Origin of the sequence: Streptomyces coryli, from assembly GCF_011044975.1 — a bacterium.
Taxonomy (GTDB): domain Bacteria; phylum Actinomycetota; class Actinomycetes; order Streptomycetales; family Streptomycetaceae; genus Streptomyces; species Streptomyces coryli.
Genome location: NZ_JAAKZV010000241.1, coordinates 1 through 12,021 on the forward strand (window position 1 = coordinate 1; position 12,021 = coordinate 12,021).

Consider the following 12,021-nt stretch of genomic DNA (forward strand, 5'->3'; position numbering starts at 1 on the left):
CCCCAATTGCCCGCCCCGCCGCGCAGCCGTCGCCTTCAGCAGCGGCAGCATCGCCAGATACCGGTCCGTCTTCCCCAGCGACTCGAAGAACGCCCGCGCCTCCGCCCGCCCCGCCAGCGCCGCCTCCAGGTCCGCGGGGACCACCGCCTCCCGCTGCGACCCATACGCGGCGTCCCACCGGCCGTCCGCCTTCGCCGCCGCCACCTCGGCCGCTCCGGCCGCCCGCATGCGGCCCGCGGCCTCCAGCGCCGCGACCTTGCGCACGTTCACCTGCGACCACGTCGACCGCCGCCGGCGCGGCGTGATCCGCTGCAGGTAGTACGTCTCGTCCAGCCCCCGCCGCTGCCCGTCGATCCACCCGAAGCACAGCGCCACATCGATGATCTCCGCCGCCGTCACCGACGGAACCCCCGACCCCTTCTTCGCGACCCGGATCCACACCCCCGCACTCTCCGCGTGGTGAACCTCCAGCCAGGCCTCCAGCCGGGCCACGTCCGCGAACGAAACGGCATCCGCCGCCGCATCAAGTGAGTTCATGCCCTCACCGTAAGACGGCAATAGGACAGAACCCGTCCTAGATCAGCTAGATCAACCCATCCCCCACCGACAGCGCCTCATCCAGCACCGCCAGCCCCTCCTTCACCTCAGCGTCAGCGACATTGCACGGCGGCGCCAGATGCAGCCGATTCCCCGCCGCGATCGGCCACAGCCCCCGCGACGTACACGCCGCCGCGATCTTCCCCATCGGCGCGGCAGCAGCACCCGCCGCCGCATACGGCACCAGCGGCTCCCGCGTCTCCCGGTCCCGTACCAACTCCAGCGCCCAGAAGGCGCCCATCCCCCGCACCTCACCCACCACCGGATGCCGCTCCGCGAGCGCGGCCAGCTCAGGACCCAGCACGTCCGCCCCCACCCGAGCCGCGTTCTCCACGACGCCCTCGTCCGCCATCGCGGACATCGTCGCCACCGCCGCCGCACACGCCAGCGGATGCCCCGAATACGTCAGCCCACCCGGATACGGCCGCTCCGCGAACACCGACCCGATCCGCTCGCCGATCGCGACCCCGCCCAGCGGCACATAGCCCGAGTTCACGCCCTTCGCGAAGGTCAGCAGATCCGGCGCCACGCCCCAGTGGTCCGACGCGAACCACGCCCCCGTACGCCCGAACCCCACCATCACCTCATCGAAGATGAGCACGATCCCGTGCCGGTCGCACAGCTCCCGCACCCCGGCCAGATAGCCGTCCGGCGGCACATGCACCCCCGCAGAGCCGATCACCGGCTCGATGATCAGAGCCGCAAGAGTCCCCGGCCCCTCATACGCGATCACCTCCGCCAGATGCGCCAGCGCCCGCTCGCACTCCTGCGCCTCGTCCACCGCGTGGAAGGGCGACCGGTACAGATACGGCGCGAAGAAGTGCACCGCCCCCGACATCCCGGTATCCGCACCCCACCGCCGCGGCTCACCGGTCAGGTGGATCGACCCCGACGTGGCCCCGTGATACGAGCGATACCCAGCCAGCACCTTCGGCCGCCCGGTCGCGATCTTCGCCATCCGCACCGCGTGCTCGACGGCCTCCGTCCCCCCGTTCGTGAAGAAGATCTTGTCCAGATCCCCGGGCGTACGCGCCGCGATCAGCCGCGCCGCCTCCGCCCGCACATCGACCGCGAACGACGGCGCGATGGTGCACAGCCGCCCCGCCTGCTCCTGCACAGCGGCGACCACCCGCGGGTGCTGATGCCCGATGTTGGTGAAGACCAGCTGGGACGAGAAGTCCAGATACCGCTGCCCGTCGTAATCCCAGAAATACGAACCTTCAGCCCCCGCCACCGGCAGCGGGCTGATCGCGTCCTGCGCGGACCAGGAGTGGAAGACGTGCGCCCGGTCGGCAGCGCGGACCTCCGCGCCCGTGGTCAGGTGGGCGAGGGACATCATGTTCTCCCGGCAGGGTCGCAAGGCGGTACGGATCAGCGATCGTAACCGTCACTCCGGCCGGCACAGCACGGGATTCCGCAGTTCGGAACAGGGGCGGTGGCCGTGCGCCCGGACGACATCCCAGCCCACCTCGCTCGTCAGGTAGCGCAGGAAGCCCGCCGCGAGCGAGCCCGCCGGCGGCTCGGCGTATGTGTAGGCGTACTCCGTCTCCCAGAAGGGATACGCGCGGTGGTCCGCGCCCGCCAGCGTCGCCGCCTGGCCGCCGATCCGCGTCTGCAGCACATCGCGGCGGCCGGCCGCGGCGCCGAGCTCGCTGTAGCCGAGGGCGCCGGGGGTGCGGGCGACCGCGTCGAGCACCTCGCGGGTGGAGCCGCGCTCGCAGCGCAGCACGCCGTCGGGGGCGCCTTCGCCGCGCTCCTCGCAGTCGTCGCTGGTCTCGGGCGGCTCGCGGGTGCCGTCGAGGAGCTTGCGCTCGAGGGTCTTGCGGGTGCCGGAGTCGGAGTGGCGGCCGACGAGGCGGACCGGGAGGTCGGCGCCGTCGAGCTCCTTCCAGTTGCGTACGTCGCCCGCGTACACCCGCCGCACGTCGTCCGGGCTGAGGTCGGCGACGCCCGCGTCCTTGCTGATGACGAGGGTGAAGAGGGAGAGGCCGACGGGGCGCGGCAGCAGCTGCGGGAAGCCGTTGCCCTTCGCGCCGTCGGTGAAGGCGAGCCGGGTGCCGCTCGCGGCATCGGCGTCGTCCTTGCCCGCCTGGTCCAGGTCGCGCAGGCCCTGGAGGCTGCCGCGCGCGCTGACCGCGATGTCCGCGTCGGGACAGGTGTCCTCGTACGTCTTCGCCGCCTCCTTCAGCACCGGCGCGAAGGCGGTCGAGCCGCCGAGCGTCAGCTTCCCCTTCGCGCAGTCGAGAGGGGCGGCGGTGGCGTCTTCCTGGGTGAGGGAGAGGGCAAGCTGGCCGAGGATGATCATGACCAGGAAACCGACCATCGCCATCGTGAGGCCCGGGGTGCGGACGCGGCTGCGGGTGGGCTGGATCCGGCCGTTGCCGACGCCGCCCTTGATGCCGCCGATCACCACCGGGTCGTCATACGGCTCGCCGGGGCCCGGGCGGCCGTCGCCCGGGGCGCGGTCGAGGGCGGCCAGCACCTTGTAGTGCGCGGACCGGTTCATCGGCACCTTGGGCAGCTCGATAACGCCTTCGGCGCGGCGTACGTTCAGGCCGGAGCGGGCGCCGGTCTCGGGATCGTCCTCGAAGGCGGGGCGGAGGAATTCGTCGCTGAGTTCCGTCACCACGATCCCGGCGACCCGGCGGCCGGGGAACCGCACCCGGATGCCGACCTTCTGGTCGTCGAGGACGGCGTAGTCGCTGGTGTCGATGTGGACGGCGCCGTTGTTCTCGATGCGGAGGAGGACGAAGGACGGCTCGGAGAGCGGGGCCTGGCCGTCCTCCTGCAGCTGCTGCAGCGCGCCCGCGTACCGGGAGTGGATCTCGTCGGTGGCCGTGGTGTCCATCTGGACGCGATAGCCGAGCCGCTTGCGGCCGACGACGACGAACTCCCACAGGGCCGCCACGACCGGCACAACGACGCCGACCACGGCGAGGATGATCTCCCACGGTATGTTCGACACGGGGCCCAAGTTACGTACCTAAGCGGCTACTTGGACGGGCCGCCCGCAAGGCTTCGGCAGCTGTTCACCGAGCGTTGGCGGCCCATAGGACGGGGCCCATCAGGACGGCCAGTCGACGATGCCCGCGAAGCCCAGATAGAGGAGCACCACCGACAGCGGGGCGAGCAGCGCGAACAACACCCGCTTCTCCTGATTGCGCGGCTCCCAGGGAAGTGCGTACGACGTGATGAGCAGCCCCAGCGGCACCAGCAAGCCGATCATGAACACCGGATAGGCGATGTCATACGACGACTCGAAGGCCTCGGCCTCCGCGCTGCCGCAGGAGTCGCAGGCCATCACGGAGAAGGTCGCGGCGAACCAGGCGATCACCATGGCGGGCAGCGTGAGCAGGGTGGAGATCACGGGGGCGACCCAGTCGTACCGGCCGGCGGCGCGCGGTGCGGTCTCGGTTGTCGTCATGCCCCTCACTCAAGCCGAGACGTGCGGCGTCCGGATGAGTACCGCTACTCATCCGGGCGTAGGTGACGTCCGCATCGCGTGCCGATGAGTTTTCGGCCGCCGGATTGTCTGCCTTCTTAAGAGACGCACCACTCGCTCCCGAGGAGGCAGCATCATGCCGAAGATCACCCCCTGTCTGTGGTTCGACGGCCAGGCGAAAGAGGCGGCCGAGTTCTACACGTCGGTCTTCCCGAACTCGAAGATCACCGACATTCAGTACGCGAACAAGGCCATCAGCGAGGTCGGCGGCACCCCCGGCGACGTCCTGGTCGTCCTCTTCGATCTCGACGGGCAGTCGTACATGGGCCTCAACGGCGGCCCGCAGTTCACCTTCACCGAGGCGATCTCGCTCAGCATCGACGTCGGCGGCCAGGACGAGGTCGACGACATGACGGCGAAGCTCACCGCGGGCGGCGGCGAGGAAGGGCCGTGCGGCTGGGTGAAGGACAAGTTCGGGCTGTCGTGGCAGGTCGTGCCGCAGCGGCTGAACGACCTGACCAATGACCCGGACCCGGAGCGCGCCGAGCGGGCCACCGCCGCGATGCTCAAGATGAAGAAGATCGACATCCAGGCGATCGAGGACGCCGCCGACGGCAAGGCGTAGGGCGCCCTCAGCGACGGTGAAAGCGGCGGTGAAACCGCGCCGAGACCGAGATGAAAGCGGGCGGGCGCAGGCTTTGGGTCATCAGGAAGACGCCAGCGCCTAAGGAGCCAACGCCATGACCGTCACCGTCACCTTCACCGACCAGGACAAGCTCACCCTCCGGACCGCGGCCTACGGCGCCGTGGGCCTGATGTCCGCCCCGGGTGTGGCCGAGAAGCCGCACAAGGCCGCCACCCAGGGCAGCATCGCGCTGACCTCCGCGACCGGCGCCATCGGGCACGTGCTCGGCGCGCCGACCGGCGGAATGGACCTGGGCGGCAAGAACATCGCCGAGCTCGCCGACCGGGTGCTGCCCGCCCTGACCGAGTCGATGGCCCTGCTCAAGAAGCAGGACCCGGCCGAGGCCGGCAACTTCCTCACCACCGTCCTCGTCGCGGTCGAGGCCGCCGTCCGTACGAACAAGCGCGGTCCCGGCCCCGCCACCACGGAGATGGTCCGCAAGATCACCGAGGCGCTCAACGCCGCGTGACACCGCACGACACCGCACGACGCGACAGGGCCCGGGGCAGCACCCCGGGCCCTGTCGCGTACGGCTCGCACTACATGTTGATCATGTGGCCCGCGAGACCGTGGATGGCCTCCTTGACCGCCTCGCCCAGCGTCGGGTGCGCGTGCACGTTACGGCCGACCTCGTGGACCGTCAGGTCCCACTGCTGCGCCAGGGTCAGCTCCGGCAGCAGCTCGGTCACCTCGGGGCCGATCAGGTGCGCGCCGAGCAGCTCGCCGTACTTGGCGTCGCTGATCACCTTCACGAAGCCGACGGCGTCGCCGAGGCCGTGCGCCTTGCCGTTCGCGGAGAACGGGAACTTCATGACCTGGACGTCGAAGCCCTTCTCCTTCGCCTGCGCCTCGGTGTAGCCGAAGGAGGCGATCTGCGGCTGGCAGTAGGTCGCCCGCGGGATCATCGGGAAGTCCAGCTCCATGGTCTCCGCGTCCGCGATGGTCTCGGCGGCGATCACGGCCATGGCCTCGGCGGCGTGCGCGAGCATCAGCTTCGCGGTGACGTCGCCGATGGCGTAGATGTGCGGGACGTTGGTACGGCCCCGGCCGTCGACGTCGATGGCGCCGCGGTCGGTGAGCTTCACGCCGGTGTTCTCCAGGCCGTAGCCCTCCACCCGCGGCTGGAAGCCGATGGCCTGCAGCACCTTGTCGGCCTCCAGCACCTGCTGGGAGCCGTCCTTGCCGGTGACGGTGACCTTGACCTTCGGGCCGCTGTCGTCGATCGCGTCGACGCGGGTCGAGGTCAGGACGTTCACGCCGAGCTTCTTGTAGTGCTTGAGCAGCTCCTTGGACACGTCCGCGTCCTCGGTCGGCACCATGCGGTCGAGGAACTCGACGATGGTGACGTCCACGCCGTAGTTCTTCAGGACGTACGCGAACTCGACGCCGATCGCCCCTGCCCCGGCGATGATGATCGAGCCGGGCAGCTCGGAGGAGAGGATCTGCTCCTCGTAGGTCACCACGCGCTCGGACAGCGAGGTGCCCGGCAGCAGCTTGGTGGTGGCGCCGGCGGCGATGATCACGTTGTCGAAGGTGACCGTCTCCGTGCCGCCCGCGGTGAGCGCGACCTGCAGGGTGCGGTCGTCGGTGAAGGTGCCGCGGCCCTCGAATTCCTTGATCTTGTTCTTCTTGGTCAGGTAGTGGATACCCGCGACCCGGCCGTCGGCGACCTTGCGGCTGCGCTCGAAGGCCTGGCCGTAGTCGAAGCTGACCTGGCCGTCCACCTTGATGCCGAAGGTCTTCTGCTCGTGCTGGAAGAGATGCGCGAGCTCGGCATTGCGCAGCAGCGCCTTCGACGGGATGCACCCGACGTTCAGACACACACCGCCCCAGTACTTCTCCTCCACAATGGCGGTCCGAAAGCCCAGTTGGGAGGCCCGTACGGCCGCGGTGTACCCGCCGGGACCGGCGCCCAGCACAACAACGTCGAAGTGTTCGCTCATGCCACCAAGGTAATCATCCGGAAGCGGGTCCGCCGCCGGGGGCGGCTCAGGCGGTCGTGAGGCCTTCGTCACCGCATTCGTCGCCGTTGGCGTCACCGCTTGCGTCACCGCATTCGTCACCGCCGAGGTCACCGCCGAGGTCACCGCTCCCGCAGGCATACGCGACCCCGTCGCCGGGCCCCAGCGCGAGCCCCTCGGCGTACGCCTCCCGGAAGCCGGCCTCCCCCACCGCCTCCCGCGCCTGCGTCTCGCAGGCGGTGCGGGCGGCGAGGAGCTCCGGCATGCCCAGCCGGACCACGCCGAGGGTCAGCCAGATCCGGTCCGCGGCGCCCAGCAGCCGCGCCGCCCGCCGCCCGTCCCGGCCCGGGCCCGGGTGGGCGGCGGCCGCGGCGAGCAGGTCGACGGTCATGGCGCTGCCGAGGCTGTCGTTCAGTCTGCGGCGGCCCTCCAGGGCGGTACGGGCATGGGCCAGCGCCGCGGCCGTGTCGCCCAGGGTCAGCGAGGCGGCGGCGATCATGTAGTCCGCCCAGGCGCGGCACCACACCTCGCCGCGGGCCGCGGTCGCCGCGCGCAGCTCCCGGGCCACGCGGACCGCCGCCTCCTGCTCGCCGAGGTGGATGTGGACGAAGGCGCGGGCGGCCTTGGCCATGAACCACACGGCCGGGTAGTCGCCGCTCTGCCGCAGCGCGGACTCGGGCATGGAGTCGAGTTCCGCGGCCGCGGCGGACTGATCACCGCTGAGGGTGCCGGCGACGCCCTTGAGGTGGGCGACGCCGGCGCAGGCGCCGGGGGAGTCGTCGGACGCGGCCGCGAAGCCGGCGATCAGGAAGGAAGCACCGGGCTGGTCGCCCTGGGCGAGCGCGACGAGGGCGCAGGCCCACAGCGCCTTGGCCCGTACGGGATCGGGCCCGTCCGCCTCCGAAGCGGTACGGGCCAGCGCCTCCTCCAGGTAGTGCCGCCCCTCGCGGGCGTGGCCGCAGGCGTACCAGTGGAACCACAGCGCTCCGGCGAGCTGCAGCGCGGCCCGGGTGTCGGGCCCGTCGAGGCAGAAGTCGAGGGCGCCGCGGATGTTCGCGCTCTCGGCGAGGATCAGCCGGTGCCAGGCGACCTGGGCCGGGCCCATCCACTCGACGTCGGCCTGCTGCGCGAGGCGCAGATAGTGGTCGCGGTGGCGGCGCCTGACGTCCTGCTCCTCGCCGAGCTCGCACAGCCAGTACGCGCCGTACTCGCGGACGGTGTCCAGCATCCGGTAGCGGTCGCCGGGCTCCTCGCGGCGGATGACGGACTTCGCGGCGAGCGCGTCGAGGGTGGCCGCGACCCGCTCGGCGGCGAGCGGGCCGCCCGCGCAGACCCGTACCGCCGCCCGGGTGTCGAAGCCGCCGGCGAAGACCGAGAGCCGGGCCCAGAGCAGCCGCTCGGGCGGGGCGCACAGCTCGTGGCTCCAGCCGATGGCGGTACGGAGCGCCTGGTGCCGGGGGACGTGGCTGTAGGCGGAGCTGCCCCGGTCGTCCAGCGCGAGCGGCTCGAACCGGGCGCCGAGCCGCTCGGCGAGCTCCCCGGTGGTCAGATCGCCGGCGCGCAGCCGGGCGGCGGCCAGCTCGATCGCGAGCGGGATGCCCTCGAGGCGGCGGACGATCTCCGCGACGGCGCCTGCACCGCGGGGCGGGGGGACGGCGGGCGACGGCTCCCCGTGGCCACGGTGCGCGCGGGCCTGGAAGAGGTGTGCCGCCTCGCTCTCCAGGCCGTCGGCGGGCAGCGGCGCGACCTCGATGCGGCGCTCGGCGGGGATGCCGAGCGGCTGCCGGCTGGTGGCGAGCAGATGCAGTCCTGGCGCGGTCCGCAGCAGTTCGGGGACCAGCTCCGCGCAGGCCGGGACCAGGTGTTCGCAGGAGTCGAGCACCAGCAGCAGCCGCTTGTCGGCCAGCGCCTCGGCGAGCACCTCGGTGGCGGGCCGTACGGAACGGTCGACCAGGCCGAGCACCCGCACCAGCTCCAGGCCGAGCAGCGCGGGGTCGCGCAGCGCCGACAGCTCGGCGAACCAGACCCCGTCGGGGAAGGCGGCCGCCGACTCCCGCCCGGCGGTGGTCGCGGCCCGCAGCGCCAGCCGGGTCTTCCCCACGCCACCGGCCCCGGCGAGCGTCACCATCCGCACCCGGGGCAACAGGGCGGCGAGATCCGCGACTTCGCCGCTCCGTCCGATGAAACTGGACGTCTCGGCAGGCAGATTTCCCGCACGCCAGATTCCGGTCCCCGTCACGAAGCTCAGTCTGCACCGCCGTCGGCTCCGGGGACAGTTTTGCGCGGAACGGCTTGCGCGAGGGCGCATGAGCGTGCACATGCGCCCTCGCGGGTCGGCTCCGGGGCGCATGACGAATGCCAGACTTATGCCCGTGACCGCATCAGACGAGCCCGCCACGCCCCAGCCGACGCCCGACACCGGGGCCGGTGGCGCCGCCGGAGGCGCTCCCGGGGATGCCGCCACCGGCCGCGGCGGCGCGGACCGGATGCCGCGCTGGCTGCCGCGCGCACTCGTCCTCGCCTTCGCGCTCTACGGCGCCTTTCTGCTGACCAACTGGGCCTTCCACCGGCTGCTCGGCCTGCTGCTCAACATCCTGGTCGCGTTCTTCCTTGCCCTCGCCGTCGAGCCGGCCGTGGACCGGATGGCGGCCCGCGGGATGCGCCGCGGCGCGGCGACCGGGCTGGTCTTCCTCGGCGTCTTCGTGGTCGTCGGCGGCTTCCTGGCGCTGCTCGGCTCGCTGCTCGCGGACCAGGTCCGGATGATGGTGGAGAACTTCCCCGACTACATCGACTCGGCGGTCATCTGGATCAACAAGACCTTCGACGCCCAGCTCAACGCCGATGAGCTGCAGGACGACTTCCTCAACTCCAAATGGGTCCAGAACTACCTCGCGGACACCGCCGACAACGCCTGGGCCATCTCCACGACCGTCCTCGGCGGCCTCTTCCGCTTCCTGACGATCCTGCTCTTCTCCTTCTACTTCGCCGCCCAGGGCCCGCAGCTGCGCCGCACCATCTGCTCGCTGATGCCCCCGGCCCGGCAGGCCGCGGTGCTGCGCGCCTGGGAGATCGCGGTCGCCAAGACGGGCGGCTACATCTACTCCCGCGGCCTGATGGCGCTGATCTCCGGACTGGCGCACTACATCCTGTTCCTCATCCTCGGCCTCCCGTACGCGCCCGCGCTGGCGGTATGGGTGGGCGTGATCTCGCAGTTCATCCCGACGGTGGGCACCTACCTCGCGGGCGCGCTGCCGATGCTGCTCGCCTTCACCATCAGCCCGTGGACGGTGGTGTGGGTGCTGGCCTTCGTCCTGATCTACCAGCAGTTCGAGAACTATGTGCTGCAACCGAAGATCACCGCGAAGACGGTCGACATCCACCCCGCGGTCGCCTTCGGCTCGGTCATCGCGGGCGCGGCGCTGATGGGCGCGGTCGGCGCGCTGATCGCGATCCCGGCGACGGCGACGCTGCAGGCGTTCCTCGGCGCGTACATCACCCGCTACGAGGTCAGCCCCGAGGCGCACGCGCCGCGCCGCCGGATGCCGGGGCGGTCGACGGCGCGGCGGATGCGGAACAGGTGGCGGCACGACCGGGACGGCGACGACCGGGGTTAACCCCGCGAGCGCGCGTCACGCAGCGCCTTCCCCCACCACAGCAGCTCGTCGAGCATCCGCGAGGCGTCGGCCGCGTTGTACTCGGGCGGGTTCCACGAGCCGTCCTCCTCCAGGTGCACGTAATAGCGCGGGAAGGACACGTACTCGCGGACGCTGTGCGCCCGGACCTCGCCGAAGACCTGCCGCAGCTGCTCGATGGCGAGCACGCCGCCGGTGCCGCCGCTGTAGCCGACGAAGCCGACCGCCTTGGCCTGCCATTCGGTGCAGTACCAGTCGATCGCGGACTTGAGCGAGGCCGGGAAGCTGCGGTTGTACTCGGGCGTGAGGATCACGTATGCGTCCGCCCGCGCCATCCGCCGGGTGAGCTCGTCCATGTACGCGGGCCGCGGCAGGTCCGGGTCGATGGCCGGCGGGGTCGGGGGCAGTTCGAGCGGGATCCGCTGCTCCGCGAGGTCGATCCAGTCCACGTCGAAGTCCCCGCGGTCCGCGAGCTGTTTGCCGAACCATTCGGCGACGACCGGCGCGAAGCGGCCCTCCCGGACGCTGCCGATGATCACTGCGAGCTTGAGCGCTGAATTCGTCATGCCTACGAGCCTGGCGGCATCCGCGCAGGTCAGGAAGGCCGGGCGGAGGGTAGTAGGGAGAGGGCCAGGCTACGGAGCCGGGCCCGCTGTTACGTTCGGTGGCATGAGCGACAACGAGCTCGGGCTCTTCCTCCGGGTCAGCCGCGAGGCCGTCACCCCCGCCGAGGCCGGCCTGCCCACCGGGCCGCGCCGCCGCACCCCGGGCCTGCGCCGCTCGGAGCTGGCGACGCTCGCCGGGGTCAGCGCGGAGTACATCACCCGCCTCGAACAGGGCCGCGACCGCCGCCCGTCGGCCCCGGTGCTCGGCGCGCTGGCGGACGCGCTGCGGCTGAACACCACGCAGCGGGTGCACCTGCACCGCCTCGCCAAGACGGCGGAGCCGGGCTTCTCCTGCATGGGCGCCGTCCCGCCCGCCCGGACCGTACGGCCCACGGTCCGCGCACTCCTGGGCGGCCTGGAGCCCACCCCCGCCGTCCTCGTCAACGGCATCGGCGACGCCCTCGCCTGGACCGAGGGCTACGAGCGGCTGGCCGCCCCGGCCGGCCTGCTCGACGGCGACCCGCCGAACCTCACCCGCTACGTCTTCACCGACCCGCGCGCCCGCACCGTCTACCCGGACTGGGACCACGTCGCCGACCAGCGGATCGCCGCGCTGAAGCAGGGCCCGTACCGGCGCGACCCGGACGGCGCGGCGCTCGCCGACGAGCTGACGGTCACCGCGGGCACGGAGTTCACCGGACGTCTCGAGCAAGTCCCGGGGCTGCCGGACGCGAGCGGGGTGACCCGCTTCGCACACCCGGAGGCGGGCGAACTGCGGCTGGCCTTCGAGGTGCTGGAGCTGCCGGCCGACCACGACCTCAGGATCCTCACCCTGCTCCCCGCCGACCCGGCCGCGGCGGCCGCACTGGACGGCCTGGCCGGGCGCCGCCCGGGGGCGCTGCGGGCGGTGTCGGGCTGAGCGTTCTTACGAGAACGCCGCCACGAACTCCGCCACCTCAGGCCGCCGGTCGTCGGCGCGCCACAGCAGCGCCAACTCGCTCGGCGCCAGGCCCCGTACCGGCAGATGGACCAGATCCGGGCGCGGATACAGCCGGGCATTGCCCTCCGCCAGCAGCACGACGCCGAGCCCCGCCCCCAC

At 71.8% G+C, this 12,021-nt stretch carries 11 protein-coding genes; 4 read left to right on the top strand and 7 right to left on the bottom strand.

What is annotated here, in order from left to right; all coding sequences use genetic code 11:
• From G5C51_RS34060 to G5C51_RS34075, 4 genes are all read right to left on the bottom strand, one after another.
• A partial coding sequence (locus G5C51_RS34060; RefSeq protein ID WP_165243304.1) for a YdeI/OmpD-associated family protein occupies positions 1–537 on the bottom strand: 537 nt, incomplete at its 3' end.
• Positions 538–583: 46 nt separating this feature from the next.
• Positions 584–1,933 (bottom strand): aspartate aminotransferase family protein, encoded by a 1,350-nt coding sequence (locus tag G5C51_RS34065; protein ID WP_240930110.1) that lies wholly within the window; start codon positions 1,931–1,933, stop codon positions 584–586.
• Between the two features lie 51 nt (positions 1,934–1,984).
• Positions 1,985–3,562: a substrate-binding domain-containing protein gene (locus G5C51_RS34070; RefSeq protein ID WP_165243308.1), complete on the bottom strand. Its 1,578-nt coding sequence runs from the start codon at positions 3,560–3,562 to the stop codon at positions 1,985–1,987.
• A 99-nt stretch (positions 3,563–3,661) separates the two neighbouring features.
• Positions 3,662–4,021, bottom strand: coding sequence for a hypothetical protein (locus tag G5C51_RS34075; RefSeq protein ID WP_165243310.1), 360 nt, complete (start codon positions 4,019–4,021; stop codon positions 3,662–3,664).
• Positions 4,022–4,175: 154 nt separating this feature from the next.
• Between G5C51_RS34075 and G5C51_RS34080 the strand changes: the two genes are divergently transcribed.
• Together G5C51_RS34080 and G5C51_RS34085 are read left to right on the top strand one after the other, a co-directional pair.
• Positions 4,176–4,664: a VOC family protein gene (locus tag G5C51_RS34080; RefSeq protein WP_165243312.1), complete on the top strand. Its 489-nt coding sequence runs from the start codon at positions 4,176–4,178 to the stop codon at positions 4,662–4,664.
• A gap of 115 nt (positions 4,665–4,779) precedes the next feature.
• Positions 4,780–5,193: a hypothetical protein gene (locus G5C51_RS34085; RefSeq protein ID WP_165243314.1), complete on the top strand. Its 414-nt coding sequence runs from the start codon at positions 4,780–4,782 to the stop codon at positions 5,191–5,193.
• A gap of 70 nt (positions 5,194–5,263) precedes the next feature.
• Here G5C51_RS34085 and lpdA read toward each other — a convergent pair whose 3' ends face one another.
• Both lpdA and G5C51_RS34095 read right to left on the bottom strand, forming a co-directional pair.
• Positions 5,264–6,667: a dihydrolipoyl dehydrogenase gene (lpdA, locus tag G5C51_RS34090; protein ID WP_165243316.1), complete on the bottom strand. Its 1,404-nt coding sequence runs from the start codon at positions 6,665–6,667 to the stop codon at positions 5,264–5,266.
• A 46-nt stretch (positions 6,668–6,713) separates the two neighbouring features.
• Entirely contained in the window at positions 6,714–8,924 is a 2,211-nt protein-coding gene (locus G5C51_RS34095; protein ID WP_165243318.1) for an ATP-binding protein, read from the bottom strand.
• Between the two features lie 127 nt (positions 8,925–9,051).
• On the opposite strand from G5C51_RS34095, the gene G5C51_RS34100 reads away from it, so the two are divergent.
• A complete protein-coding gene (locus G5C51_RS34100) occupies positions 9,052–10,299 on the top strand; it encodes an AI-2E family transporter (RefSeq protein WP_420824888.1) in 1,248 nt (415 codons plus the stop codon).
• Here G5C51_RS34100 and G5C51_RS34105 read toward each other — a convergent pair.
• The gene (locus G5C51_RS34105; protein ID WP_165243320.1) at positions 10,296–10,883 is read right to left on the bottom strand and encodes an NADPH-dependent FMN reductase; all 588 of its coding nucleotides are present in this window, start codon (positions 10,881–10,883) and stop codon (positions 10,296–10,298) included. The two genes, G5C51_RS34100 and G5C51_RS34105, sit on opposite strands and share 4 nt — an antisense overlap.
• A gap of 103 nt (positions 10,884–10,986) precedes the next feature.
• Here G5C51_RS34105 and G5C51_RS34110 point away from each other — a divergent pair, with 103 nt between their 5' ends.
• Positions 10,987–11,841 carry a helix-turn-helix domain-containing protein gene (locus G5C51_RS34110; protein ID WP_165243322.1) on the top strand — a complete coding sequence of 285 codons (855 nt, stop codon included), beginning with the start codon at positions 10,987–10,989 and terminating at the stop codon, positions 11,839–11,841.
• The last annotated feature ends 180 nt before the right edge of the window (positions 11,842–12,021 follow it).

What these genes read in the sequence shown, in the direction of transcription:
- G5C51_RS34065 (WP_240930110.1), bottom strand. Translation starts at nt 1,933, where the DNA reads ATGTCCCTCGCCCACCTGACCACGGGCGCGGAGGTCCGCGCTGCCGAC.
- G5C51_RS34075 (WP_165243310.1), bottom strand. Translation starts at nt 4,021, where the DNA reads ATGACGACAACCGAGACCGCACCGCGCGCCGCCGGCCGGTACGACTGG.
- G5C51_RS34080 (WP_165243312.1), top strand. Translation starts at nt 4,176, where the DNA reads ATGCCGAAGATCACCCCCTGTCTGTGGTTCGACGGCCAGGCGAAAGAG.
- G5C51_RS34085 (WP_165243314.1), top strand. Translation starts at nt 4,780, where the DNA reads ATGACCGTCACCGTCACCTTCACCGACCAGGACAAGCTCACCCTCCGG.
- lpdA (WP_165243316.1), bottom strand. Translation starts at nt 6,667, where the DNA reads ATGAGCGAACACTTCGACGTTGTTGTGCTGGGCGCCGGTCCCGGCGGG.
- G5C51_RS34100 (WP_420824888.1), top strand. Translation starts at nt 9,052, where the DNA reads ATGCCCGTGACCGCATCAGACGAGCCCGCCACGCCCCAGCCGACGCCC.
- G5C51_RS34105 (WP_165243320.1), bottom strand. Translation starts at nt 10,883, where the DNA reads ATGACGAATTCAGCGCTCAAGCTCGCAGTGATCATCGGCAGCGTCCGG.
- G5C51_RS34110 (WP_165243322.1), top strand. Translation starts at nt 10,987, where the DNA reads ATGAGCGACAACGAGCTCGGGCTCTTCCTCCGGGTCAGCCGCGAGGCC.